The organism is Candidatus Villigracilis saccharophilus, from assembly GCF_016711665.1.
In genome coordinates this window covers 61,650-88,344 of record NZ_JADJSO010000021.1, presented here as the reverse complement: position 1 = coordinate 88,344, position 26,695 = coordinate 61,650, and the positions used below count along the sequence as shown (strand labels likewise).

The 26,695-nt window shown below is 49.7% G+C and carries 25 protein-coding genes and 1 other RNA gene; 11 read left to right on the top strand and 15 right to left on the bottom strand.

Annotated features, from left to right (window positions below; genetic code table 11):
- Positions 1-10 precede the first annotated feature (10 nt).
- Complete coding sequence (locus IPL17_RS09030; RefSeq protein WP_345306753.1) at positions 11-2,455, top strand: hypothetical protein; 2,445 nt, start codon at positions 11-13, stop codon at positions 2,453-2,455.
- Positions 2,456-2,478: 23 nt separating this feature from the next.
- Positions 2,479-3,459: a hypothetical protein gene (locus IPL17_RS09025; RefSeq protein ID WP_345306752.1), complete on the top strand. Its 981-nt coding sequence runs from the start codon at positions 2,479-2,481 to the stop codon at positions 3,457-3,459.
- Here the strand turns inward: IPL17_RS09025 and IPL17_RS09020 are convergent.
- Together IPL17_RS09020 and IPL17_RS09015 are read right to left on the bottom strand one after the other, a co-directional pair.
- Positions 3,454-3,849 carry a hypothetical protein gene (locus IPL17_RS09020; protein WP_345306751.1) on the bottom strand — a complete coding sequence of 132 codons (396 nt, stop codon included), beginning with the start codon at positions 3,847-3,849 and terminating at the stop codon, positions 3,454-3,456. The two genes, IPL17_RS09025 and IPL17_RS09020, sit on opposite strands and share 6 nt — an antisense overlap.
- Positions 3,785-4,159, bottom strand: a complete 375-nt coding sequence (locus tag IPL17_RS09015; protein WP_345306750.1) for a methyltransferase domain-containing protein — start codon at positions 4,157-4,159, stop codon at positions 3,785-3,787. Before IPL17_RS09015 ends, IPL17_RS09020 begins: the two co-directional genes overlap by 65 nt.
- A gap of 56 nt (positions 4,160-4,215) precedes the next feature.
- Here IPL17_RS09015 and IPL17_RS09010 point away from each other — a divergent pair, with 56 nt between their 5' ends.
- From IPL17_RS09010 to era, 5 genes are all read left to right on the top strand, one after another.
- Positions 4,216-5,862 (top strand): tRNA uridine(34) 5-carboxymethylaminomethyl modification radical SAM/GNAT enzyme Elp3, encoded by a 1,647-nt coding sequence (locus IPL17_RS09010; protein ID WP_345306749.1) that lies wholly within the window; start codon positions 4,216-4,218, stop codon positions 5,860-5,862.
- A gap of 89 nt (positions 5,863-5,951) precedes the next feature.
- Entirely contained in the window at positions 5,952-6,827 is an 876-nt protein-coding gene (locus IPL17_RS09005; protein WP_345306748.1) for a DMT family transporter, read from the top strand.
- On the top strand, positions 6,824-7,048 hold the full coding sequence (locus IPL17_RS09000) for a GTPase (RefSeq protein WP_345306768.1): 225 nt from the start codon (positions 6,824-6,826) through the stop codon (positions 7,046-7,048). The genes IPL17_RS09005 and IPL17_RS09000 overlap by 4 nt, the downstream gene beginning before the upstream one ends.
- A complete protein-coding gene (locus tag IPL17_RS08995; RefSeq protein ID WP_345306767.1) occupies positions 6,964-7,200 on the top strand; it encodes a GTPase in 237 nt (78 codons plus the stop codon). Before IPL17_RS09000 ends, IPL17_RS08995 begins: the two co-directional genes overlap by 85 nt.
- On the top strand, positions 7,178-7,723 hold the full coding sequence (era, locus tag IPL17_RS08990) for a GTPase Era (RefSeq protein WP_345306747.1): 546 nt from the start codon (positions 7,178-7,180) through the stop codon (positions 7,721-7,723). The genes IPL17_RS08995 and era overlap by 23 nt, the downstream gene beginning before the upstream one ends.
- 24 nt (positions 7,724-7,747) lie before the next feature.
- Here the strand turns inward: era and IPL17_RS08985 are convergent, their stop codons facing one another.
- The 3 genes from IPL17_RS08985 to IPL17_RS08975 form a co-directional block, all read right to left on the bottom strand.
- Complete coding sequence (locus IPL17_RS08985; protein WP_345306746.1) at positions 7,748-8,968, bottom strand: class I SAM-dependent rRNA methyltransferase; 1,221 nt, start codon at positions 8,966-8,968, stop codon at positions 7,748-7,750.
- Between the two features lie 100 nt (positions 8,969-9,068).
- Complete coding sequence (locus IPL17_RS08980; RefSeq protein WP_345306745.1) at positions 9,069-9,473, bottom strand: DUF2721 domain-containing protein; 405 nt, start codon at positions 9,471-9,473, stop codon at positions 9,069-9,071.
- Positions 9,473-9,988, bottom strand: coding sequence for a hypothetical protein (locus IPL17_RS08975; RefSeq protein ID WP_345306744.1), 516 nt, complete (start codon positions 9,986-9,988; stop codon positions 9,473-9,475). Before IPL17_RS08975 ends, IPL17_RS08980 begins: the two co-directional genes overlap by 1 nt.
- Before the next feature lie 81 nt (positions 9,989-10,069).
- On the opposite strand from IPL17_RS08975, the gene recJ reads away from it, so the two are divergent.
- Positions 10,070-11,779, top strand: a complete 1,710-nt coding sequence (gene recJ, locus IPL17_RS08970; protein WP_345306743.1) for a single-stranded-DNA-specific exonuclease RecJ — start codon at positions 10,070-10,072, stop codon at positions 11,777-11,779.
- A gap of 80 nt (positions 11,780-11,859) precedes the next feature.
- Here recJ and IPL17_RS08965 read toward each other — a convergent pair whose 3' ends face one another.
- From IPL17_RS08965 to IPL17_RS08955, 3 genes are all read right to left on the bottom strand, one after another.
- The gene (locus IPL17_RS08965; RefSeq protein ID WP_345306742.1) at positions 11,860-12,201 is read right to left on the bottom strand and encodes a rhodanese-like domain-containing protein; all 342 of its coding nucleotides are present in this window, start codon (positions 12,199-12,201) and stop codon (positions 11,860-11,862) included.
- Positions 12,202-12,366: 165 nt separating this feature from the next.
- Positions 12,367-13,434 (bottom strand): hypothetical protein, encoded by a 1,068-nt coding sequence (locus tag IPL17_RS08960; RefSeq protein ID WP_345306741.1) that lies wholly within the window; start codon positions 13,432-13,434, stop codon positions 12,367-12,369.
- Positions 13,427-13,783 carry a hydrogenase maturation nickel metallochaperone HypA gene (locus tag IPL17_RS08955; RefSeq protein ID WP_345306740.1) on the bottom strand — a complete coding sequence of 119 codons (357 nt, stop codon included), beginning with the start codon at positions 13,781-13,783 and terminating at the stop codon, positions 13,427-13,429. The genes IPL17_RS08960 and IPL17_RS08955 overlap by 8 nt, the downstream gene beginning before the upstream one ends.
- Positions 13,784-14,157: 374 nt before the next feature.
- On the opposite strand from IPL17_RS08955, the gene IPL17_RS08950 reads away from it, so the two are divergent.
- The 3 genes from IPL17_RS08950 to IPL17_RS08940 all read left to right on the top strand — a co-directional run bounded on the left by IPL17_RS08950 (position 14,158) and on the right by IPL17_RS08940 (position 18,039).
- Entirely contained in the window at positions 14,158-16,248 is a 2,091-nt protein-coding gene (locus IPL17_RS08950; RefSeq protein ID WP_345306739.1) for a TadE/TadG family type IV pilus assembly protein, read from the top strand.
- Between the two features lie 7 nt (positions 16,249-16,255).
- Complete coding sequence (locus IPL17_RS08945) at positions 16,256-16,552, top strand: TadE family protein (protein ID WP_345306738.1); 297 nt, start codon at positions 16,256-16,258, stop codon at positions 16,550-16,552.
- Between the two features lie 173 nt (positions 16,553-16,725).
- Positions 16,726-18,039 (top strand): Tad domain-containing protein, encoded by a 1,314-nt coding sequence (locus tag IPL17_RS08940; protein WP_345306737.1) that lies wholly within the window; start codon positions 16,726-16,728, stop codon positions 18,037-18,039.
- Between the two features lie 98 nt (positions 18,040-18,137).
- Here IPL17_RS08940 and IPL17_RS08935 read toward each other — a convergent pair whose 3' ends face one another.
- The 7 genes from IPL17_RS08935 to rnpB form a co-directional block, all read right to left on the bottom strand.
- The gene (locus IPL17_RS08935) at positions 18,138-19,298 is read right to left on the bottom strand and encodes a response regulator (protein ID WP_345306736.1); all 1,161 of its coding nucleotides are present in this window, start codon (positions 19,296-19,298) and stop codon (positions 18,138-18,140) included.
- Positions 19,299-19,379: 81 nt separating this feature from the next.
- Positions 19,380-20,615: a hypothetical protein gene (locus IPL17_RS08930; protein WP_345306735.1), complete on the bottom strand. Its 1,236-nt coding sequence runs from the start codon at positions 20,613-20,615 to the stop codon at positions 19,380-19,382.
- 25 nt (positions 20,616-20,640) lie between these two features.
- The gene (locus tag IPL17_RS08925; RefSeq protein ID WP_345306734.1) at positions 20,641-22,431 is read right to left on the bottom strand and encodes a hypothetical protein; all 1,791 of its coding nucleotides are present in this window, start codon (positions 22,429-22,431) and stop codon (positions 20,641-20,643) included.
- Positions 22,432-22,689: 258 nt separating this feature from the next.
- On the bottom strand, positions 22,690-23,907 hold the full coding sequence (locus tag IPL17_RS08920) for a response regulator (protein WP_345306733.1): 1,218 nt from the start codon (positions 23,905-23,907) through the stop codon (positions 22,690-22,692).
- Between the two features lie 22 nt (positions 23,908-23,929).
- On the bottom strand, positions 23,930-24,760 hold the full coding sequence (locus tag IPL17_RS08915; protein WP_345306732.1) for a response regulator: 831 nt from the start codon (positions 24,758-24,760) through the stop codon (positions 23,930-23,932).
- A gap of 46 nt (positions 24,761-24,806) precedes the next feature.
- A complete protein-coding gene (locus IPL17_RS08910) occupies positions 24,807-26,090 on the bottom strand; it encodes a CpaF family protein (protein WP_345306731.1) in 1,284 nt (427 codons plus the stop codon).
- A gap of 103 nt (positions 26,091-26,193) precedes the next feature.
- Positions 26,194-26,581, bottom strand: an RNA gene (gene rnpB, locus IPL17_RS08905) — RNase P RNA component class A.
- Between the last annotated feature and the right edge of the window lie 114 nt (positions 26,582-26,695).

The window sequence follows — 26,695 nt, the reverse complement described above, 5'->3', positions numbered from 1 at the left end:
TTATTCTTACATGACTCTCGATCTAACACTATCGCCGCTTTATCGAATCAACGGGCAGGAAATCGCCAGCCTGCCTGGTTTGCTCGTGCAATATCCCCCGCGCAACCCCGCGCGCGGGCGCGAGCAGGACCGCCTGGTTGTGTATTTGCTGCTGACGGGCACGGCTGTTTTTTCCACATCCGAATATATGCAGGTCGCGCAGGATGCCGCGAACATATTTTTCCAAACTCCGCGCACACTGACAGGCGCGTTACGCGCCGCAACCGAATCGGTAAATAAGACTCTGCTTGAACGCAACATGAAGTCCACCTCGCGCGGTCAATACGCGGTTGGCTGGCTCGTACTAGGCGCACTGCGCGATTCGCAGTTGACCCTCTCCATGAGCGGCCCCATGCACGCGTATGTGTACGGTCAAAATGAAACACGTCACATCCACGAGCCGAACGTATCGGGTAAAGGGCTGGGTACGAACCAGACCATTAATATCCATTACACACAAACCCAATTGAGCGCGGGGGATCGTTTGATCTTTTTTGGGAGAGCGCCCAGCGCCTGGGACAGTACCCTTGGCGCGCTGACACAATCTTCATTGGCAGCCCTGCACCACCGATTAAAGTCCCTGACCAGCGCCGATCTTAACGCGGTCCTGATTCAGGCATCGGATGGCAACGGGAATTTAAATCTCCTGAAAGCGGATGTCCAATCAAAAGCAGATGTCAAGTTGGAAACGCCAGCGCCTGCGGACTTAAGCCCGAAGCAGACTGTGCAAAATGAAACACTCCCCACCCCTGAAGAAGATCCCGCTCCCGCGCTGGACGCGCATCTTGTTCAAGCATCCGCGTACACCATCCCTCCGCAAAAGGAAGAAATCATTGCTGCGGAAGAGGGTCGCGCAAACCCATCAAAAGATCAGCCGCGCGTCACCGCGCCGCGCGCATTCCCAGCGTCCATTCCAAGAGCCCAGGCGCCGAAGCAACCCGCCGCGATCGAATCAGAGACCGAAGGACTTGAACCGTCCGCGGAAGTGGAATTGCCCGCGCTCGAAAAAATCGTCGAGCCGGTAAGAACAAGGCAGCCAAGAACCCGCCGCGAGACCCCCGCGTGGACACGGCAAACAGCCAAGCTGGCCGCAAACGGCATTCAGTCAACACGCCGTTTAAACACGAATCTCGGCAACAGACTCATGAATTTTCTGCCGCGTTTATTACCCGGCAGTGAGGATGGTACTCAGACCAACGCGCCATCCACAACCATCATGATGTTCATGGCCATCCTGATCCCATTGATGGTGGTTACGATCGCCAGTGTGGTTTACCTGCGCTATGGCAGAAGTCAGCAATACGAAACCTACCTCGCGCAGGCAAATGAGATGAAGAATCAAGCCCTTGCGCTGACCGACCCGGTGGAACAACGCAATGCCTGGGAAAATGTGATCAACAGCGTTAATATTGCAGAGTCGCACCGCGAAACCTCAGACACGATCACGCTTCGCCAGGAAGCCGACACCAACCTTGACCGATTATTAGGCATCACGCGCCTGCAATTCAACCCGGCTTTCAGCAGCAGGATCGGCATAGATATCAGCCGCATGGCCGCCAATGAAGTGGATCTGTATCTGCTCAACGCTGTGAACGGCGAAGTTCTGCGCGCTGTGCCGGTAAAAAGCGGCCACGGGTTTGAAGTGGATACCAAATTCAATTGCAAGCCAGGCGTGTATGACCGCGTAACGGTCGGTCCGCTGGTGGATATTCTTGCGCTGCCAAATCTAAACTCGATCAATGCCACGGTACTTGGCGTTGACGCAACCGGCAATCTTTTATACTGCGCCCCGGAACAAGTGGCGCAAGCCATTCCCCTGCCCATCCCGGATACCAACTGGGGACGTGTCACAGCCTTCGTTTTGGATGCGGGAAATCTTTATGTACTTGACGCGCCTGCCCGCGCAGTATGGGTATACACCGGCGAAGACACCGCATTCATTGACCAACCATACTTCTTCTTTGGCGGACAAACTCCCGAGAAACAGGATGTGATCGACCTGGTTGTCAGCGGCGATAATCTGTACATGCTGCACGCGGACGGGCATCTTTCAACCTGCTCATACAGCCGTATCCTGTCTGTCTCCACCCGTTGTCAGGATCCAACCCCTTACATTAATACCTTCCCGGCTTACGGTGACAATGACCTGTTCGCCGGCACGAATTTCACGCAATTGCTGTTCACAGCACTGCCAGATCAATCAATTCTCCTGCTCAATGCAGATGCGACTCAGACACAGGGCGTTTTCCGTTTTACTCCGCGCTCCCTCGAATTACAGAACCAATTCCGCCCGACAACAGGAAACGCGAATCCAATCCCAAGCGGGCAGCCGATCGGGGCGATCACGGTCGGCACAAATCATGTCTTATATCTGGCAGTTGACGGTCAGGTCTATTTTGCGAACGACATGCCTTGAGTTTGACCAGCAGGGAAATATTTATGAACAATTTCTTTGGCGCGCTCTCAAAACTTTTTAAACCAAAATATCCGCCAGACAGCATCTCTGAACCCGCCCAGATCACAAAAAGCAAGGTGCTGGTGATCGTGTACGACCCTGTGATGGATAAGACCACAGGCAAGACGCTCTCACAGCAGATGACATGGTACCGCACCACAGACCTGGTCAACGGATTTATCGCCGACCTGACTCAGATCAGCGGCGGCCTGGCGCGTTATGAGATCGTTCAACGCGTACACGTTGACGAGTTCCCCGCAAAAACAGACGGCTACCGCTACACCCCGGAAATTTATATGAACGTCCTGCGCGGTACAGTCCCGCCGCACATGCCCCAGGAAGTGGATTACAACGCCATCCTCAGCCAATTCAATATCTTACAGCGCGTGGCAAGGAATGAAATTGATGAAGTCTGGAGCTTTGGTTTTCCGCACGCGGGTTTTTACGAATCCACCATGGGCGGGCCGGGCGCTTTCTGGTGCAACGCGCCTCCGTTGAAGAACACTGAAGCCAGCAAGCGCCGTTTCGTGATCATGGGATTTTCATTTGAAAGATATATCGGCGAAATGCTGGAGGCGTACGGCCACCGCGCAGAATCGATCATGGATAAGACCTTCAGCAAATTAAGCGGCGATGCGAATTTATGGAAACGCTTCATCCGATATGAAAAGTCCGCGCCCGGTAAAGCCGCGTGCGGGAACATCCATTTTGCACCCAACAGCCAGCAGGATTACGACTGGAACAATCTGACTCAGGTCAAAAGCGAATGCTATGACTGGCAATTGAACTTCCCGAACTTCAAAGGGGATGTGCGTGTGGTTGATTCATCCGAATGGGGCAGCGGTGAAATTCGAGCGCACCACAAGTGGTGGTTCAATCATTTTCCGCGCGTCGCAGGGCGCAAGAATGGGATCCACAACAATTGGTGGCAGTATGTGGTTGCGCCGCAAAATGTGATTCTATAAAGGCTGCCAGATCTGATACAGACCCAAGTTCCCGCCATCGCCATCGGATAAGAACGAATCGATCACGCGCATCTCAGCCTGCTCTGCCAACCCAAGCAGTTCCTCAACTGAGAATTGATGCGCGTATCGCAAGCCCTCTCCTCCACTGCGCCAATCCAATAAATAATCACCGGCATCCAGATCTTCTATCCTGATACCCACTGTATCCCAAGGTTGGATACGTGACTTGAGTTTTTCACTATTCAAGAACTGCCAATTGGACAGAATAAATTTCCCGTCTTTGTTCAACAATTTACGAACTGTTTTCAAAATATCCAAACGTATTTCAGTGGATGGAATATGATGCAAAGTTGCAAACATGGTAATGACCGACCACTGTCCACTGTCCACTACCCACTCCTAACTGAGAAAGATCAACTTCACGGAACTCCACTCCCGGCGCTGATTCTGCATCTCGAAGCAGGGGCAGGCTAAAGTCCACGCCGAGAAGCGCTGCTTTGTGACCACGCACACTCAACTCGCGCAGAAAATTCCCATTACCGCAGCCCAGATCCAATACTGAGACATCATCTGGAATCGTTTCAAGAATTTTCTTTACGCCGGGCTGTAAGCGCTGGCGCGTGGCTGAAAATGACTCTCCAAAATGATTATAAAATTCATGATTAAGCTTAAGTAATCGTTCGGTGGCGGCGGAATTCATAGCCACATTATAAAGGTATAATCCACGCACGTTATCGGTATAAGGTCTACTATCTCATGGAAATCTCTGAAAGAAGACAACGCTGGAAAAAATTTAACATCCTCACGCCGGAGAAACTTGCGCTGGCGCATATTGTGCTGGATGAGATCCGCGAAGGCAGTGACGTGATGCGCGCGCTGCGAACTCATCCGCTGGAGAGTGGCGAAGGCTATCTGACGAAAGCCGCGCTGGTTGCCGCTTATAACCAAATGGTGGAAGCTGGCACGATCAAACCTGATCAAGTTCTGCTTGAACGCATCCGCATGAAACCTATGCGCACCCTTTCAGGCGTGACCACGGTCACAGTTTTGACGAAGCCATATCCGTGCCCGGGCAAATGCATCTTCTGCCCCACCGATGTGCGCATGCCCAAGAGTTATCTGCCTGATGAACCCGGTGCGATGCGCGCGCTTGAACATCAATTTGACCCGTATGAGCAAGTCCACGCGCGGATTCGGGCGTTGGAAAATTTGGGGCACCCAACCGATAAGATCGAGTTGCTGATCCTCGGCGGCACATGGTCATCATATCGGCGTGATTATCAGGAGTGGTTTATCAAGCGCTGTTTTGATGCGATGAACGAACCTGAAAGAGGCGCGCTTCGAGATCATGCTGATAAATTGGAAACTGCCGGTGTTGATATTGCCCAAGCGCAGGCTGTTAATGAAACAACATCCCATCGCAATGTCGGCCTCGTGATCGAGACCCGTCCCGATGAAATTAATCCAGATGAATTGCGCTGGCTGCGTCACTTGGGCGTGACCAAAGTGCAGATGGGCGCGCAAAGTTTTGACGACCATATTCTGGAGATCAACAAACGCGGACATGATGTCGAATCCACACGCAAGGCCACAGCCTTACTGCGCGCCGCTGGATTCAAGATCGTTCTGCATTGGATGCCGAATCTGCTGGGTGCGACTCCTGAATCAGACCGCGCGGACTTTGCCAAACTGTGGACTGATTTTTGTCCCGATGAAATCAAGATCTACCCGAATCAGTTGCTTGCCAATGCCGAGTTGTACGAATACTGGCAGCGCGGAGAATTTCATCCATATACGACAGACGAATTGGTTGATCTGATCGCAGACATCAAGCCGACCATTCCGCGCTATTGCCGAGTCAACCGCGTCATCCGCGATATTCCTGGCAACAATGTTGTGGAAGGAAACACACGCACCAGTCTGCGGCAGGATATTCAGGCGATCATGAAGACGCGCGGCACGCATTGTCAGTGCGTGCGCTGTCGTGAAGTGCGCGGCAAAACAGTGGAAGCGGAATCCCTGCGCCTCGATGACCTCACGTATCAGGCAGGCACAGCCGAGGAACATTTCATCTCCTTCGTCACACCGGAAGACGGACTCGCGGGTTTTATCCGCTTGTCACTGCCCGCCAAAGATGCGACCCTGACAGGCATGTCTGACCTCGACAATGCAGCACTCATCCGCGAGGTGCATGTGTACGGACAATCCCTCGAAGTCGGCTCAGAAAAAACTGGTGCCGCTCAACATGCAGGTCTTGGTACACGTCTGCTCGAGGAAGCGGAGAATGTGGCACGCGCACAAGGCTTCTCTCGAATGGCTGTCATCTCCGCCATTGGGACTCGTCACTATTATTTAGATCGCGGTTTTGAACGCGGTGAGTATTATTTGGTAAAAAAGATCTAAACTCATTTACCACGAAGTGTCACTAAGGTACACGAAAGAAAAACTTGAAAAACTTTGAAACCCTTCGTGGTTAAAGATTTAGGAGTAATTTGAAAACCAAACACTGGATCATCTTCATCACCCTTGGCATTATCTGGAGTTCATCCTTCCTGTGGATCAAGATCGCCATTGAAGAAATGGGACCGATGACTCTGGTTGCCTATCGGGTGTTGTTTGGACTCTTATTTGGTATTGCAGTCATCCTTATTCAACGCGAGAAAATGCCTCGTACTTTAAAAGCATGGACTCCCCTGCTCGTATTAGGATTGACCAATGTCGCCATTCCATTCTTCCTGATCTCATGGGGAGAAAAAACGATCGACTCGGGTGTCGCTTCCATTTTAGATGCGACTGTTCCGCTCTTCACCATTGTCGTTGCGCACTTCCTTTTGCATGATGACAAAATGACCGTGCAAAAAGTTGTCGGACTGCTGATCGGCTTTGCGGGCGTCGTGGTTCTCATGAGCAAGGACATCGGTGCTTCGACCGGCTCCATACTTGGACAGGGTGCCGTCATCCTGGCATCGGCATTCTACGCAGGCAGTTCGATCTATGCCCGTAAATTTACAGAAGACACACCTGGAATTTTCAGAAGCATGGGACCGCTGGTCTCCGCCACCGCAGTCATGTGGCTGGCCTCCTTCTTTTTTGAAGCGCCTGTAAAAGTCCCCGATCAATCCATTATATGGATCGCCCTGCTCTGGCTGGGTATTCTTGGATCAGGTGTTGCTTTCGTAATGGTTTTCTATCTTATCCACGAGATCGGCCCGACCCGCACGACCATGGTTACCTATCTATTCCCATTAGGCGGCGTGACACTTGGCGTGATCTTCCTGCATGAAACACTAACCTGGGAAATCGTCGTCGGAGCCGTCCTCATCCTCGCCAGTCTTGTTGTTGCAAATTGGAGTTCTAAAGAATCATGACCGAACATCGCTCAGGTTTTATCGCCATTATCGGACGCCCCAATGTGGGCAAGTCCACTCTGCTCAATGCACTGCTTGGGCAAAAGTTGCCGCCGTTTCGCCGCGCCCGCAGACCACCCGCAAACGTCAGCTTGGGATTCTCACGATTGAAAACGCCCAGCTTGTTTTTGTGGATACGCCCGGCATTCATCACGCCCGTCATAAGCTGGGTGAATTCCTAAACTATGAAGCTGAAGAAGCCGCAGACGGCGTGGATATTATTATGTGGCTGGTGGATTCTTCCGACGAACCGACAGAAGATGACATCCGCATCGCTGACCTGCTTAAAGCTTCCGCTCCGCGCGCAACGATTGCTGGTCCTGAACAAAATTGACACACTCAGCGCTGACGAAGAATCCGCCCGGGCTGAGACATTCTCGAAGATGCTGAATCATGCCGAGGTTATGAAAGTGTCCGCCACGAAAAGACTTGGGCTGGATGAACTGCGCGAGAAACTGATCAGCATGTTGCCCCAGAGACCTCCCGATTATCCCGAAGAACAAGTGACCGACTCTTACGAACGCGACATCGCCGCTGACCTCATCCGCGAATCATGTTTGAAAATTTTGCGCGACGAAGTGCCACATAGTCTGGCCGTCCGCATTGACGAATTCAAGGAACGCGAGAACGGCATGGCTTACATTGCCGCGACGATTTTTGTGGAACGCGAATCACAAAAAGGAATCGTCATCGGCGAAGGCGGCAAGATGTTGAAGTCCATCGGCAGCGCCGCGCGCAAAGAGATCGAAGAAATGGGCGGACGAAAAGTTTTCCTCGAAGTGCGCGTAAAGGTTTCAAAAGACTGGCGCGATAATCAGAATATGTTGAATCAGTTTGGGTATATAAAACGGAAATAGTAACACTTCGCGGTTACGGCAAATTTAAACGGAAGCAAATAGACATTTCAGATACGCCCCTTCTTTAAATCCGATCGGATGATCGAGAGCGTGACCAGTACGCTCGATCTCTGTTAACCTGCGTCCCGCTTCCCTGGCGGATCGGTGGATGGATTCGAAAAACGAGTCAGCATCCACACGGCTGGAACAGGATGCCTGCACCAGCGTGCCACCCTGCCGCAAGACGCTCAATCCCAAGCGGGTCAATTTTCGATAGGCAGATAATGCCCCTTCGATCTGCTTTTCACTTTGAGCGAACATGGGCGGGTCAATGATGACCAGGTCAAAGAGACGTTTTTGCGACTCCATGCGCGCCAAGACTTCAAAGGCATCATCAGCGATGGTTTCATGAATGGCTGGGGACAGTTTGTTGTATGCCATGTTGCGGATCGCGGCTTCGATGGCGGGCGCGCTGATATCCACGCTGACCACTTGCTTCGCACCGCCGCGCGCGGCATAGACGGAGAATCCGCCAGTGTAGGCGAATACATTTAACACAGATTTATCTTTGGATAATTTCTCAACTCTGGCGCGGTTGTCACGCTGGTCTAGGAAGAAACCTGTCTTCTGGCCGTGAATGGGATCAGACTCAAAGGTCAGTCCATTTTCTTTGAACAGGATCAGGCTCGGGGGCGTGTGAGGCGAGAGCGTCATCCCGTCAGTGAGTCCGTATAAATATTCTGTCTGCTTTTGCAGGGAGCGGTTGAGGCGCAGGATCAAATGAGTGGATGGGCTGACCTGCGCCAGCGCTTCGCAAAATTCTTTGAGGTGCGGAACCCAGGCGGGTGTGTAAAGTTTTAGAACGAGGGTATCGGCGTAACGGTCAATGATGAGACCGGGCAAGCCGTCGTTCTCGCCGTGGACAACCCGATAGCCTGTCGTGTTGGTTTGCGCCAAAGATGCGCGCACAAGGGCGGCGCTGGCGAGTTTGTTTTTGAACCAATCCGCGTTGATAGTGGCGGAGTCACGCGATTGCAAAATGCGCACGCGGATCGCGGATAACGGGTCATACAGACCGATGGCGAGGAAGCGGCGCTTGTCGTCGAAGATGACAGCCAGGTCACCGGGCGCGCCTTTGTGGCTTTGCTCGGTGATGGATTGATCGAAGACCCAGGGATGCCCCTGCCGCAAAGCGCGCTCCGCGGGCGGGCTGATGCGTAGAGCAATTCGTTTCGCAGAAGGGCTGGGAAGTTTGTGGAAGTCCATGGTGCGTGGGATTATACAGTAGGCACGATGAAGAAGACCTCGGAGATTCGTTTCGCGAAAATCTTCGAGGTCTATGAATGATTATTATCTTTAACCTGACTCACCCCTTCTTTTCCTCATCTTCCAACTCCACCAGCAACAGATCCAACGCGCCGACCGAGATCTGCAACTCGCGCAGGGAGATCAACATCGAAACGATCATGAGCAGTAATGCGATGGCAAAGCTCCACTGTCCGCCCGTGACCCAGCCCGCGAAAAGCGCGAACATGCTGATCACACAAAAGAGCAGGCTCAGCACGCCGAAGATCTGCATGTTGCGGATCAGATAGACTCGATAGCGCAGGTTCGCGATCTGCCCAAGCAGGTTGTCATTCTGATCATTCTTGTATCGGTCGTGTAAATTGCGGATAATGGTCGCCAGGGTAAGGAAACGATTTGTATAAGCCAGCATCAACAAAGACACGGTCGGGAATAATAAAGCGGGAGTTGTCAGGGAAATATCCATTACACCAATCCAAACGTCACCTGGGTGGGATTCACCAAAAGCATCGGCACCTGCATTTTGAACTGCGGCAGGTTCGGGTTGCTGATGTCCGCGTCATAGATCGACAACCACGTGGAGCGCATCACATCGAGACTGGCGGCAAAATCCATTTGTGTAGAGATGCGGGCTTTGCCCTTGAACACAAAAGTCCCGATGACCACATCCACAGCCTGCATCATACGCATGGCCTCGCCTTCTTCATAATCCAACGGTTCATCCGCTGGCGGAACGAGATGGAATCCCAGCACTTGAGCAGCCGGCAGGAACATTTCGGAGAAGGAGGAATTCCGCGGCGGCGCGCCAATAAAAGAAATCACCTGCGCCTTATGGATATGGATGTAATTCGGAACGCCCAGTGAACGCAGCCAGATATTGACACGCTGATTTATTTTTACAACGATCTCCCCCCGTATCAGCGCAGTAGCGGTATAGAACATCACCAAGGCGGTCTTTTCATCGGATTCAAGTGGTTTCATATTTTTTCCTTTTGATATGAACAAATTATACAACACCCTTCCAAGCCATCCATTGAACGTTTATACTCCACGAACAAAATCATGATCAATAACAAACGCTGGATCGTTCCGCCCCTCATCACGCCCGAAGCTGATACCGCGCTTTCAGCATTTCCCCCCATCCTGCGGCAGATCCTCTTCAACCGCGGATACACAACAGACGCCGAAGCACGCGCCTATCTCAACGCCAAGCCCGACTTCAACACCGATCCATTCCAAATGAGCGGCATGAAACAATCGGTGGACAGGATCCAAACCGCCATTCAAAAGCATGAACCGATCGCCATCTATGGCGATTATGATGTGGACGGCGTCACCTCCACCGCGCTGCTGGTGGAAACACTGCAGCAATTGAATGCGAATGTGCGCGGATACATTCCCAATCGGTTCGAAGAAGGCTATGGATTAAATAACAACGCGCTGGATGAACTCAAAGCGGACGGCGTGCAGCTGGTCATTACCGTGGACTGCGGGATTCGATCCCCGAGTGAGGCGCTTCACGCGCAAACCATCGGGCTGGATCTGATCATCAGCGACCATCACCACCCCGCAGAAGGTGACCTGCCCCCCGCATTTGCCGTGATCAACACCAAACAACCTGGCGATGTCTATCCTGACAAAGACCTGGCTGGCGTGGGTATCGCCTACAAAATAGCGGAGGCGCTCTTAAGTATTTACCCTTCAGCTTTCAGCCTTGATTCCCTGCTCGACCTTGTCGCACTAGGGACCGTGGCAGACCTCGCGCCGCTGGTCGGCGAAAATCGTATTCTGGTCCGCAGGGGACTCAGGCAAATGCGTCAAACCGCGCGGCAGGGATTATCTTCGCTTGCGGCGGTGTCAGAGATCAAGCTGGCGAAAGTCAACGCGGGGAATATCGGTTTTTCGCTGGGTCCGCGTTTAAACGCGGCAGGCAGATTAAAAGAAGCTCTGGCAGCATTCGAATTATTAACCACAAAGGATGTCTTTCGCGCGGGCGAACTGGCGCAGGTCCTGGACATGCAAAACCGGGAACGGCAGCGCATTACAAAAGATATGCAAAAAAGAGCCGAAGAGATCGCGATCGGCGAAGACCCGCATGCCTTCCTGCTTTTTGCCGCCCAGGAGGATTTCAATTCAGGCGTGATCGGCCTCGCGGCATCCCGCCTGACAGACACCTATTACCGCCCCGCCATCGTCGCATCTAAAGGCGAGACGGAGACCCGCGGCTCGTGCCGCTCCATCCCTGAGTTCCACATTACCGAGGCGCTCGATCATTGCGCCGACCTGCTTGTCCGTCACGGAGGTCATGCCGCCGCCGCGGGATTTACCGTCAGGAACGAGAATCTGTCAGAACTCGTATCGCGGCTAAAAGCCTACGCCAAAGAAAAACTGTCGAACGAAGATCTCAAGCCGACGGTCACAGCCGAGGCGTATGTCTCGCTGGCAGATTTCCGCGCAGACCTGTTCGAAAAATGTTTGAAATATCTCGAGCCGACCGGTTATGGAAATCGCGAGGCGGCATTTGTTGCGCGCAACGTCAAGGTAAAAAGTGCGCGCACGGTCGGCGCGGATGCAAAACATTTGAAATTACTGCTCGAAGAAGAAAAAAGCGGCTACACTCACGACGCGATCGGATTCAGGCTGGGTGAATGGCAAAAGAAAATGCCGCCGCGTGTGGATATATTATTCACCTATGAAGTGAATGAATATAACGGCCGCATCGGGTATCAATTAAACTTGAAGGATCTAAAACCAGCGGGGTATGTAGAGTAAATCAGGAGGTTGCAACCGCACTGGCGGTACGGCGCAAGTGTCGTCGCATTCACTCCTCGCAACGACAGAAATAATCTTGATCATTTCTGTACAGGCAGTTTTGCCCTGCGCCAGGCTAGCATACCGCCCCGCAAATCAAAAACAACATATCCTTCTTTTATTAATATTTTCGCCGCAGACGCGCTGCGGCTTCCGCTAGCGCACACACAAACGATATCACGTCCCTTCGGCAATTCCTTCATGCGGCGATGCAGTTCATTGAGCGGGATCAACTTGGCGCCTGTGATATGTCCCTGACGATATTCATCGGGCTGGCGCACATCCAGGATCATTGGATGTTTACCAAATTTCAGTTTTTCTTCAACCTCAGCCGCAGTCAAGCTTGGTGTGGCCGCCCCAAACAACCTGGAAAAGAATCCCATATCTGTCCTCCGAAATGTATTTTGTCTATTTTCAATCGTACACCAATAAATTTTATGTCGTTGCGAACCGCCGCTCTTTTACATCGGTGGTGAAGCAATCTCATTGGAAACATGGGATTGCTTCGGGCGGAACGCTTCGCGCACCACCCTCGCAATGACGTGAGATCATGGTCCCCAGCGGGGTTGATAATCGCAATAGTCATTGCTGGTTAAACGACGCAGGTCCGTGCCGTCAATCCGCATGATATAGATCTCGCAGCCGTGATCGTCACTGGGGTGATCAAAATATGCGGTGAACGCAATCCATTCACTATCCGGTGAGAAGGATGCGCCTTGAGAATTCCCACCTTGCGGCGAGACGATATGCGCGTTGCTTCCATCAGCAGTCATGAGATAGACTTCGTGCTCCCAGGGAGCACCGGAATAGGTCACAATATATTTTCCATCGGGTGACCAATCGCTCCGCCCGCGGATGGCAGGCAGGTCACTGACCTTATGCAGCCCCTTGCCATTGGCACGGACAGTAAACAACTGCACCGCCCCATCGCGGTTAGAGGCGAACAGGATTAATTTTCCATCCGGCGACCAGGTCGGGTCCCAACCGCTGAGGGCGGGGATATTGTTCGGGTCAGCTCCATTGCGTTCCATCAAAAAGAGTTGATTTTCATCAGAGTTTGGCCGCGCGCGTTTAAAAACGATGGATTCCCCATCCGGTGAGATCTCAGGCGCGTTCAGGTTGCCCAGCCGATTCGTCAATTGCACAACCGCGCCCGAGGCGATATTCATTTCATAAATTTCGTAGACATTCGATTCGCGGAAGGCAGCGTAGATCACGCTTCTTCCATCCGGAGAAAGGGACGGATAGTAATGCTGTTTTGAATCATCGGTTGTCAGGCGGCGAAAACCTGTCCCATCGGCGTTAATGATGCAGATCTGGTTGCCAGCCTGGACTTTAAATATCTGGCAGGTGTAAACGATCTTGCCTGTCGGCTGACCTGTGGATGCGGAAGTCGGCACGGTCAATGTGGAAGGGATCGGCGTGGGCAGAGTGACAGATGATAATGTGGGAGACTCGGTCGCCTCTCCAGACGGCGCGGCGGGACTGCCTGTCAGCGGGGTGGAAGCCGCCAGTGTGGCAAGCAGGTCAGAGGTCTGGGATTGAGGCGGATTTCCCAAAGTGCAGGCAAGCATAATGAGCAGGAATCCGCTCAAAAAAACGATGCGCTTATTCATTTTCTTCCTGAGTGGATTCAAGGTGGAACTCCTCCCCCGCGATGATCTTCGCTCCGGCGCTCCCGCACTGCGGACAGGAGATTTCCCGATCGAGCGGGTGATATTTGTGAAAACACGCCATGCACTGCTGTTCGGCGCGGACGAGTCGAATGGTCAGCGCGGCTTTTTCGAGCGGCGAATTATTTACAAGGGCTGACCACTCACCACGGATCTCTTCGGTCGTAAGTTGCGTGAGTTCACCGACTGCGATCTTGACCAACACAGGCTGACCTGGGCGTTTGAGGAGTTGGGTAACAATGGCGGATAAACGTGTTTTTGGCGATTTCGAAGAACTTAAATTTACTATCATCACAAAATTATATCAGGCCAAGCGGACAAAAAGTTCTCCACACTTTTGTTTATAAAATCCCGTCCATATGGACTGCCAAAACAAACAATAACTGGCACAAAAACCATCCTTTTTTCATCCTTCTGGGTAGTGTTTTTTTTATAAATTATGCTATGCTAACCGCAAATGGCCGTGTTAACTTACGACCTATCGCTTTGTTTAAGTACAATATGGCACAAAATAAGTGACAAGGGTAAAATAAAAAATAGTTATGCGCCGCGTCTTCATGTACCCGCCTGCATTCACAACCAAGCCAGCACTTCTTCCAGAATAAGCAAGCCAGGGCGGGATTTGAAAACGCTGTTCAATATTAAGTTATTAAACAGAGTGATCGTATGATCAAATCACAACCAGACAAAATCCAAAAAAAACATGCCCAAGCAATGGTTGAATTTGCATTAGCACTTCCAATCCTGCTAATTTTAGTTTTCGGTTTAATGGAAACCGGGCGGTTAATCTTTATTTACGCATCAACGGTTTCGGCAGCCCGTGAAGCAGTCCGCTATGGGTCGGCGATGGGAAGAAACGCAGATAATGTACCTTTATATCAGGATTGTGAGGGAATAAGGCGGGCAGCGCAAACCGTTGGTTTTATTAATAGTTTTGACGATGCAGACATTCAGATTACCTATGATGGCGGAATAGACGATGATACTGGTGCTGAAATACCGCTAAATCCAGCCAACCCCTCTTGCGGAAGTTTTTCCAGTGTAAAAAATGGAGATAGAATCAAAATCAGCGTCTCTACTCAGTGGGAACCGATCGTTTCCATCGTACCCTTGGAGCCGTTCACCATCACATCTACCAGCGAACGCACCATCATCGCATCCATTTCCATTTCTGCCCCCAAGATACTGACCAATGCTGAAAAAACAGCAACTGCTGTCGCAGCTCAAACAGCAACAGCTGCAGGTGTCCAGACTGCCACCGCCGCCGCAGCTCAAACAGCAACAGCTGCTGTCGCTCAAACAGAAATAGCGGCAGCCGCTCAAACAGCAACCCAGGTTTCAGTTAATTTAACCAGTACAGCGCTCGCGACACCGCAACAGATCATCTTAAGTGTTGCGGTCACCGATCCCATTACCAACCCAGCACCCCTAAAAGCAGGCGATCTAATCAGGTTTGATTACACAATAACGAATATCGGTTTTTTTCCGGTTACTGGAGTTTCAATTAAATCTGCCGGCGTTAACGGCGTAACCTTAGATGCGGCATGCGCTACCACCCTCATTGGAAAAAGTTCAATCACATGCAAAGGAATAAGATTTGTCTCACAAGGTGATATAGATACAGGCGCAGCGCTTACCAACACGTGGATCGCCAGCGCCGACTTTATATCTGATTCGAATGCGATCACAACGACTGTGAATATCACACAGACCAAAGGGTTATCCATCTTTTCAATTACCGGAACCGTCAACGGCAGCAATATCGATTATGTTTATAAAATCGTAAATGATGGGAATATCACCCTGAGCAACCTGTCAATCACGGATGATAAGGCAACCATTACCTGTGATTCAACAAGCCTGCCACCCAATGTTGCCCGCACTTGCAGCGGTTCGCATCCCGTGTCGCAGGCCGAAATTAACGCGGGCAGTGTCACAAATAGTGGCACGGCAAAAGCCCAATTTGGAGGAATTGATTACTTCAGCGCGCCAGCCGGCACCACGGTTGCCACAGGAAAGTTCACACTTACCGTGGCACAAAATAAAACAAATATCACACCAAGCGACCTTACCATCATCTATACATATACAATTACGAACACCGGTAATTTTGCGCTTTCCAAGCCTTACAATATTTCATCAACATTAAGTTCCTCTCCGCTCTTTACAGGCTCTGGCAGTTCGATTCCATCCACCCCGATCACCGCAAATTGCGCGAACGCCGCCGCGAGTATCAATCCCGGCCAATCCACTTCCTGCACCTATACTTATTCCTATGCTTCGTCAACAGGCTCCTCCACACTTTTTAATAATTCATTTACTGCCAGTATAGGCTCAATCACAGCATCATCTGTTACACCGACCTCCTTATCAGCCAATGCTTATTCCTGCACAGCAACCAACTTTGCCGTGGGTTCTCTCACTAAAACGGGCTCTCAAACAACCTGGGTAATCACCAACAAGGTTGGGATCGATATTCCCATTACTTCTGTGAAGATTGGATGGTCAAATGCCGGCTCAGGCAGTAATAATGTTCAATTGACCGCTTTATCAGTCAATAATTCCTCAACCCTAAATCTGGGGTCGACATTGCCAGCTACAACAAGCCCATATACATCCGGGACTGGCACTCTCAAAGGTAATGTGATCAGCCAAAGTGTAACCACCGTTACATTTACATTCTCGAAGAACAACCACTCTGCCTCAAACCCCGTGCTAAACATAGCCGCTCCTTATTCCACCTGTAGCCGGCCTTAATATATTTATGAAGACATTTGCAAAATTTACAAAAGAATCTCGCGGTCAAAGCTTGGTGGAACTTGCCATTAGCCTGACGGTTATCCTGCTCCTGTTACTTGGCGCGGTTGATTTTGGCATTGCGCTTTTCCAATATGTTGCGATTCGCGACGCTGCAGCAGAAGGCGCGATTTATGGTTCCTTTAAGCCAGATAAAGTAGACGGCATGAAATACCGCGCAATCGCAGCATCTTCGGATGTAATGACCCTGACTCTGGACAATGTGGGAGTCATCATAAACGGGTCAAATTGCCAGGGGTTATGATGCTTCCACACCGCCCAAGCCGAACTCAGTTACAGTATCAATCAATTACGACCACTTATTGATTTTCCCGATGGTTGGTTCCATGATAGGCACGAACAAAATCACGCTTAGGGCAAACGCTACCAATACCATACTTACTCCAAAGTGTAGTCCATAGATAAAATGAGGTAAAAATGACAAAGCATAATAAAACTTCCAAAACAGAACGCGGACAGGCACTGATCATCATCACATTCGCAATCATCGGCTTGATCGGATTGGTTGGTCTGGCAGTAGACGGAGGGATGGCATACTCAGATCACCGTCACGCTCAAAATGCGGCTGATTCAGCCGCCTATGCCGCCGCACTGGCGCATGTGAGCGACCCAACTCACAGCACGGATATAACACTAGCCGCAAAAAATATTGCTTTGAACAATGGTTACGACAGTGATCTCGTCAGTAATACGGTAACAATTACGACAACACCATCTGCAAGCGGATGCCCCGCAGCGACAGGACCCGGGGTAGAGAACCTAGACATAAGGGTCGAGATCGAATCCCATATAAACACCACCTTTGCAACAGTAGTGGGAATTCGCCAGATGACGAATAGAGTCTTCGCAACTGCCCGCGCTTGTGATATGAGCGGCGGCGGCCCATTTTATGCCGGCAGTTCCGTATTCGCAACAAAATTGGGAAATTGCGGGAACGGTCAGAAAGATAAAGCCCTATTTATCCAAGGAAGTTCAAAACTTCAAGTTTGGGGAGGGGATTTGGGCACCGCATCATTGGACGGGAATTGTATTGACTTTACAGGGGGCGAGGCTCAGTTGAAAAAGGCGGAATCGGGAACCGAGTGTGCAGATGTTATAACAGCCGCGCCGTCTTCAGAAAGCAGCGATGCAGATTGGAGTTCCCTTAAAGGTCAGGATGGCTGCGGTAAAAAAATATTCAACCAAACCATCGCTGCCCCACCTGCCGACCTTGGAATTACTTGTTCAAGCACTGCTGAGCCAGTATCCCTAGGCAGCAGCACTTTAAAACCAGGCAATTGGACAGGAGATTTTCCTCCTTCAGGAATTTCCACCCTTAATCCCGGTGTTTACTGCGTAACAGGGGATTTCAAGGTTAATAACAACGCCAAACTCACCGGAAATGGTGTTACCATTGTTTTAAAAACAGGGGAACTGAAGTGGAATGGTGGTGCGGAGGTTAAGTTGTCGGCTCCAACCAGCGGTGACACAAAGGGTTTATTAATCTACATGCCCCCGGGTAATTCAAGTGATCTTGATGTCAATGGAAACAGTAATGCAAAAATTACCGGAACTATTTTGGCACAAGATTCAAATTGCTATTTTGCTGGAAGCGGCCAACTCCAGAAACAAACACTTCAATTTATTTGTTACACTTGGGGAATGAATGGAAATGGACAGGCTGAGATCATGTATGACTCCAGTTTGTTTTATGGGCCATTAAATGACCCTGCGATCATCTTGATCCAATAATTCGCAGAATTATTTTTGAACCAATAGCGGCGCATCTTGATGATGCGCCGCTATTATTTTTCAAATGCAATTGGAAATCCACATACAATAATATCCGGTTATTTATCCTGAACCTTGATCGCCTGCTTTGAGATTTCAAAGGCGGCTTGTTTCAGCATAATACTGACCGTATCATTTGGGAATTTTAATCCGATGGGAGTATTTTGATTATTGGCAAGCGCAAAATTACCCATCATGTATGGAATGGTCAGCTTGATCTCAAAACCCAGGAAATTTTCCGCTTCGGCTTTGGTGAGACCTTCAAGCCCAACGGCACGGTTAAGGATCGGGAATAATTTATGCTTTTGAATACCCTGATCAAGCAGGTAGTTCCAGGCTTTTTTTGTCAGATGCACCGTACTCTGGTTCGTCCCCACGATCAGCACGATCAAATCCGCTTCATGAATGATGGGCAGGCTGATCTTCGACAGGGTGCGCCCCAGATCCACAAAGGTGTAATCATAGGTTTTCTTTAAGGCATAAAAGATACCCGAGATATTCTCCACCACCAAATGATTTGACATGGCCGGGTCCGGTGAGCCTGGCAGCAAATGCACCAACCATTGCGGCGGGACCAGCATTTTGCTTTGAAAATATCCGGGTGTCATCGCCTCAGCAGGCATTTCAGAAACCTTGATGATATTAAAATCCGTATCGTGCGCGCCCACGATCTCGGCAAGAGATCCCATCGGCAGTACCAAATCCACGACACCCACTGTGGAAGGATGGATCTGCTGCGCGACATTCATGGCGATATTAGCGCACAGGGATGAAGTCCCGATCCCGCCGTTCGCGCTCAGAAAAACGATGATCAACCCATCCTTTTTTTCAGGATGCTCGCGCTTCTTTTCCAACAAGATCTTGGGAATGGCATTGACCAGGGTCAGCGTCACCATGCCGGATTTGACATAATATTCCGCGCAGCCGGCCTGCATACATTCCTGCATCTCATCCGGAGTGGACTGACTGCTCAAAACAACGGCTGGTATCAGGGCGGTGGACGGCTTTTTCTGCAGCATCTCGATCAATTCTTTCGCCGCAAGATCGTCGAGGTTGGTATCAAAAATGATCAGATCCGGCTGCTCATGGGCCGCTTTCTCAACCCCATCCCTGCCGGTATCCGCATGGATGACCTGATAATTTTTTTTAATCAGCATTTGAGCCAGGAATTTTCGGCTGGTTTTATCCTTGTCGATCAACAGTATCTTTATATTATCCATTCTCATACCCTTTCTGAAAAAAAATGGGGCAGGTTTTCACCTTGCCCCTGGTCGGTTTAATTCTTTGTCAGCTTGAGCAGCTTATGGGATCGCCGTAACCACCCAGCGGGTCTCGGAATCCTTATTGACCAAGATCAGCAGCAGACTGGGCGTATTTCTATTCAAGGTGGAAATCTCATCAACCGGCACATTTTCTATTGAAAACACCTTGAATTTCAACGTATCCGTATTACTCATGGTCAACTCGATCACATCTCCGGATTTAAAGGAACGAACCACGGCTTCCAATTGCAAACTCCACGGCAGGGCCACCCATTTACATATTTCTGTGCCCTGCAGCCATTCAGCCCAGGTGGGAGACCATTTGTCATCCACCACCGTCCCTGTGACAAGGTTGAATGCCCAACCGCCTGGCAGAGTCACCCGGACCGGATACGGCAGATCCTGCGCGGGTACAGCAGGGGCGTTCGCGACCTGCGCCTTAATCACCATAAAGCCCAGGCTGAGCATGCCCGCGATAATGATCAGGCTGATCACGCCCAGTATCAAAGTCCGCTCAAACGGTTTCAGTCCTCTGACGAAAGACTTGAAACCTTGCCGCCAGGAAATGGCTTGCTTCTCACCCTCTGCAAGAAACGGCGCATCTTCGTAATTCTCCAACGCCACATCTCGAATAGCCTCAAACCTTTTGTTACTTTCCTCGGCATTTGGATCAACCTTTAAAACCTCAGCGCCACGAGATTTGATTTCCTCCAGCTGGGTCGGAGACTGCTCTGTGATGACTGGAGTCTCTCCAAATTCAGGAATAAAGGTTGTATTGTCCCAATCCATGGGAAGATCGGCATCGTCAACACGTTCCGCATCAGAGCCTGACATTGGAGTTGTTTCAGAACCTGATGCAGTTTCCTCCCAGGAAGATAAGGCGGCAATCTCATCAAAAAAATTTTGTACATCTTCAAAGACAGGCGCTTCTTCAACCTCCTCAGGTTGTGATCGATCCCGCTCCTGTTCAATGTTAGCCGCAGGATTAATCAAACGGGTGACGCGCTGAAAAATTCCCTTATCCGTTTTTTCCCTCTTTAAGCTATCTTCCTCAACCAGAGAACGACGGATATCCGCAAGCAGATCATCCTCAACGGAGTCGTTATCTTCGGTTTGCGAAGCCGTTTGATTCGGACGGTTTTGATCCTGATCGGATGGAAGAGGGTCCGGTCTGTGTTTTTGTTTGCGTTTAGAAAAAACACGTCCAGTTTCCGCGGAAGAATCCTGGTTTTCAGGTTCATCCGTGGGGTCGGACGGGGTTTGTTTATCACTCATATTCACTCCATGCCAGCAATTATCACTAAGGAAGCGTATTCGGGATTTCAGGAGACGCGAACACAAAATCTACCTGCACAACTCCATCTTCAGGCAGGCTGAATAACTTCTCACGATACAGACCCGGCAGGCTGGCGATAACCTTCAAGCCGGGCGGATAGCTGCTCATATCAAACAGAACCTCGCCTTTAATTGTCACGCCTGAGAGTTTCACCCCGTTTTCCAATGAAAGGTCCGCAGATATCCCATCCAATAATTCAATATTCTCAGGCAAGCCATTCCCATTGGAATCCAAATATACCCGCACCAGCACTTTGGCTTTGGAAGTGATCTGGGTGGGAATTGGGATCACGAACGGGGTGCGCGTGGGAAGATAAGTGGGAGCAACCTGCAACAGGCTGGAAGAATCCGAGTCAGCCAAATAAGTATCAAACGAAAGCAGGGTACCCCAAAAGCCATCCACGTATTCCCTGGCTCCTTTGCAATCCAGATTCTTAGAGGCTGAATCCCAATCCAACGACTCATTGTTCTTTCTGGTTAAAACCACCGCATCCCGCACGCAACTAAAGCCACTGTGATAAGCAGCCATGGTGTATTTCCACAGATCCTCATACTCAACATCAGGCTTGCCAGCCACATTCAAAAAATCAACCATTTCACAATTCGCGCGCAAAAGCTGCGCGATCAAGGGGATGCTTTCGTTCGCCCTTTCCAGATCTATACCATAGGCGCATTCCGGGCAATTGGCATCGACTGAATTAATAATCGCGCCACGCACCACCGCCTGAGAATATGGATCCAGGCTTAGGTATGGGATCGAACAATCGGAAAACACGGAGGAACAGATCTTATTATAAAAATCCGGACTCCGCCGCAGAAGCACGTCAATACCCAATTGATTAATTTGCCCCAACCCAATTTCATCAAGATAAAAACGCTGATTGGAAGGCCAATATTGCGATTCGTATTCAATTAATGATTTTAATATCCTGGGCGGTACCCCCACCTCCAGGCTGGTTGACCAAATCTTAAAATCATACTGGTTCTGCCACTCGGTCATGGCCGGTCCTGCGCGTTCAATGCCGCAGCCATTTGGAAAATCCAAATCCCCTCCCATGCCTCCGCCCGGGCAGTCCTGCGCATCCACGATCTTGTTGGTAATCAGCCGCGCCGCCAATAAATGCAGGGTCTTGTCTGTATTTAATTGAAAGGGGGATGCAGGGAACTTAAGCCACGACTGCAGGGTTTCATCTTTAACATTCCAGATATTCGAACACGAATCCCGATACACTGATAGTTGGCTCACGGAATCTATTGTGACAGTATACCCGCCGTCCCTGCTTTCCACCCGCACATGGGCGATGACCTCAGGGCTTTTTTTACCAGTGGCGCTGTAGGCGGTAAACCTGATCGTTGAACTATCCGTCAGGAACAATGCACAAGGGGAAGCGGTACACACAAATTCCCTCAAGTTTTCAATCCCTCTGATCTCAACACCAACGCCCGGTATCGCCTCGATGGCAGTCAAAACAACGTACGGCTGAGCCAGAAGGTCTGAAGGAGCATGGATAAAAGCTTTTAAATCATTGGCTGAATTCACTGCAGATAGTACAACAGGCGTAGTTACACCAACCGGTTCCACAAATAACGTGGCGGTTGGTGAAGGAGTTGGAAATAAAATGGGGGTTGGCTGCAAAACTGAAGGATCACCAACCACATAAACAGTGGCAGGAAAATCCCGGGAATGTTGTCCATCCAGTGACAAATCGCTCAGAAGAATACGCGCATCCACGCTGGAAATTCCAATCCACAGCATACCAAAAAAACTCACCCCAAGGATGAGAAAAAAAACAAACAGGGAGCGAACTGAAAAATATTTCAAGAACAATTCCTAAAATCACCGAATTGCCATTATTCGTAACATATTCACTTTTCTCCGCTGCCTGGCGCAATCCATACGAATTTAAAAAAAGATCAGCGGGTTATTTTTTGAGCAAGCAATCGTTTCGATCTTACTACGAATGAATGTTTTTATATCCTGAGCCAAAGGGCTCTGGCAAGACAGATATCAGTATTATTTTTTCTTCGCCGCAAGGCGATTGGTCACCCGTTTCCATGTCGCAGAGGGTATGGCAGGAGGAAGATTTGTATATGTCTTATCGCTTAAGGCATAAGCCATATCCTCAATTTTCACAGAAATGGGCAGTTCGGGGTTGCTCAGGATGAACGGCTCTCCAAAATTTATCGCCCGAATCACCTCCTCAGGGTCATAAGGAAGAGTGAATGAAATAGGAAAACCAAGCGCTTTTTCAAGCTGCGCCTGTTTAATACCACTATGATTGGAGATCATGTTCAGGACAATCTTGACCTTCGTCTCTGGAAAACCAAGTTTATCGTAAATATTTAATGCATTCGATGCGGCCCGTAACGACGACAACTCCGGCGCCATTAATAACAGGATATGTGTCGATGCATTTAATAATTGAATTGCATTATCAGAAAAATCATGCGGAGCGTCAGCAACAATAAATTCATTTTGTCCGATAAACTTCTCCAGCAATTTACTCCAGAACTCATTCGAATATGTATCCATTGCAATCGGCAGCTTGGACGCGGCCGCATAATAAATGCCGCTTTTGTGGAGAATGGCAAGGTCATCGGCAACGTTGGAATCCAAGTCCGCGATCGGGAGGTTTGCATAACTTTCCAGAGTGACCCGCGGAGAAGTATTTAACATCATGGCCACCTGCCCGGCAGTAATGACAGGGTCTATGATCAATGTCCGCCTCGACCATAGCTGATTCAAGGCCAGCCCAAGATTCACCGCCAAAGTTGAACAACCCACGCCACCCCTTAGGCTATGCACGGAAATCAGTGTTGTTTTTTTATCCTGGTCAGCTTCCAGTTTGCGTACATATTTGATGGCATTTCCGCGCCGCGCGAGGTTTCCGAGGCGGGCAATCAATTCTTCGAGGTTAAATGGTTTTACAAGGTAATCGTCCGCCCCTAAAGAAAAAGCCTTTAACTTATTGTCGATTTCATGTCTGCCGGTGATGACAAGAATCGGGATATGACCGAAGTCTGCAGTGGCGCGTAATCGTTCAATGATCTCAAAACCAGTCATATCTGGCAGCTGCAAATCAACAATGACCACTTCCGGACTCTTGGATGTAACAGCCGCCAGGCCCTCATTGCCAGTGCGGGCATATTCCAATTGGTAGCCGGACTTTTCCAAGTCCTTCACCATCATTTTATAGTACATTGACTCGTCGTCTATCAGTAATACTCGCATGGACGTTTCCCTAAATAATACGTTAATCGTTGGTTGTTTTTTCCAGGTAAGCCTGCACTTCTGAGCGCAGATTGTTTAAACTGATATCCATTTCGTCAAGTTTCTGGCTTGCGCGGTCAAATTGTCCCTCATTGACATACTGTTCAAGCTCAAAGGTCTTCCTTGAAAGTTCCATAAAACCAAAATTCGAACTCAGCCCTTTAAGCCGGTGCGCGTGACTGGAAAGTCTCTGCCAATTATTGGATTCCCAGGCGGTCAATAGTTCTTTAAATCTTTCAGAGAAGGATGAAACGAATTCTTTCAAGAGGATCTCATAATTTTCACGGTCACCACCAAAACGTTTTATCCCGCCTGCCACATCGAAGACGGGAAAATCTTCGGGCTGATCGCCAGCATGAGTGTCTGTTTTATTCATTTTTCGATTCGCGCAGGCTGTGATCATGCCTTGAAATTTTTTAATATCAATAGGTTTTGGGATGATATCATCCATACCGGCCTGCAGACACCTTCCATAGGCAGAATCAATTATAGCGGTCATTCCTATAATTAAAAGATGCTTTTCTCCCTTTTCCCATTCGCGGATTCGGCGGGTTGTCTCCAGGCCATCCATCTGGGGCATCTGGATATCCATGAAGACGAGATCAAAATCTTCTGATGTAATACTTTGAATGGCATCGATCCCATTGGATGCAAATTTGATGATGTGATTGGTATTCCTTAACATAATATTAATCATTCTCTGGTTAAGATCATCATCCTCAACGATCAATATATTCAATCTGGCTGCGACTGACCGCTCCGGATTGAATGGATCGCTGCCCTGATTTTGAATTCTCAATAGATCGGATGGCATCAGTTTTACTTATTCCTATTTTTAACAAATGAATACTTACATCGCATTAATTTTGAAAGATCGATGGACTCAATGAAAAACCAGCAGCGTCAAGATCTTGAGAAAACGAAGGACGCAGCCCCGTGGCGCGAAAAGCGCCTGTTATTTTTTTGTTTTCGTTCAAGCCGGCCGGATGGAAGTGGAACAGATCTGTCATGGTAACCACATCCCCCTCCATGCCCATTACTTCAGATATCTGTGTTACCTTGCGTGACCCATCGGGAAAGCGATTCAAATAAACGATCAAATCCAGCGCAGATGAAATTTGCCTGCGAATGGCGGGAATCGGCAGATCAAATCCAGCCGTCAACACCATAGTTTCAAGACGAGAGATCGTGTCGCGTGCGGAATTGGAATGTACAGTTGTCATGGAACCATCATGGCCTGTGTTCATAGCCTGGAGCATATCCAGCGCTTCCCCGCCACGAACCTCACCGACGATGATTCGGTCCGGGCGCATGCGCAGTGAATTTCGAACAAGGTCGCGCACGGTAACTTCTCCCTCTCCACGATAATCCGGTGGCTGCGCTTCGAGGGTAATCTTGTGAAACTGAAGCAATTTCAGTTCAGCGGAATCTTCAATGGTCACGATCCGTTCGCGGTCGGGAATGGAAGCGGCAAGAATATTCAACAGGGTGGTTTTGCCGGAACCGGTATTTCCAGCAACGACAATATTCAAACGGGCTTTGACGCAAATCGACAGGAATTCTGCCATTTGGGCGGTCAGAGACGACAATTGAATTAACTGGTCCAGCGTCAATTTATCCTTTAAGAAACGGCGAATTGTAATACAGGGGGAAAGAGGCGCAGCCGGCGGGATGACCGCATTGACACGCGAGCCATCTGGCAGGCGCGAATCAATGGCTGGATGTTTATGATTTACATACCGGCCCAGCGGATTGATGATATGGTTGATCGTAAACCGGATATGATCATTATTGTTGAATTTGGCATCTGTCAGGATCATTTCCCCATTTTTTTCGATATAAACTTGGTCCGAATCATTTACCATGATCTCATTTATCAGCGGGTCGTCAAAGAATTGAGCTATCGGGCCATAGCTTGCAATATATGAATATATTTCATCGATAAGGGCGTTTTCATCCGGTCTGGTTAGGGTCACCCTCAATTCCTTGACTGCATTTGAAATTATATTTCTTAATAGAAAAGGATATCTTTCCCCTACTGGGGGCTCAACTTCGAGCTTATCATAAATATTTTTGTATAGCGCAGTCCTGTCAAGCTCTTTAAGAGAGATGGTTTCGAGATTTGCAGAGTATTTTTTTGCCATGATCCTCCCAATTCACTTTTCCATTTAGTTAAATGTCGTTATTATAAAGGATTGTGAATATTAAAACAATCCAATCACGAAAGAGGGAATTTCGTACAGGAGTACCTCAGGCCGGTCTATAAGCCGCATTCTGTCCGGCAGATCGCTCTGCCTGGGCAAGTCATCTATCTGGGCAGCACGTCACCGCGCTGCTCGGTGCAGCCTACCCGGGGCTGTGCGGAGACGAGCAGTCTCCCATCGTCCATGGACGATTTCACCCCTGCTTGGCCTTGCTCCCGGCGGGGGTTACCTGGCCGCCTGCATTACTGCAAGCGCCGGTGGTCTCTTACACCACCTTTTCACCATCACCACCCCAAAAGGGGTGGCTGTTTGTTTCTGTGGCCCTATCCGGCGGGTTTCCCCGCCCCGGATGTTATCCGACGCCGTGCTCTATGGAGTGCGGACTTTCCTCGATCCTGACAACGCAGAACCGCAACTGCCCAACCAACCTGAGGTGGCTGCATCATACACGCTGGAGGGACGAGAGTCAACCTTGGCAGGCAGCAACTAGGCCCGAAAGGTGGACATTTCAAGAAAAGACATTAAAATAGAAATACTTTTCATAT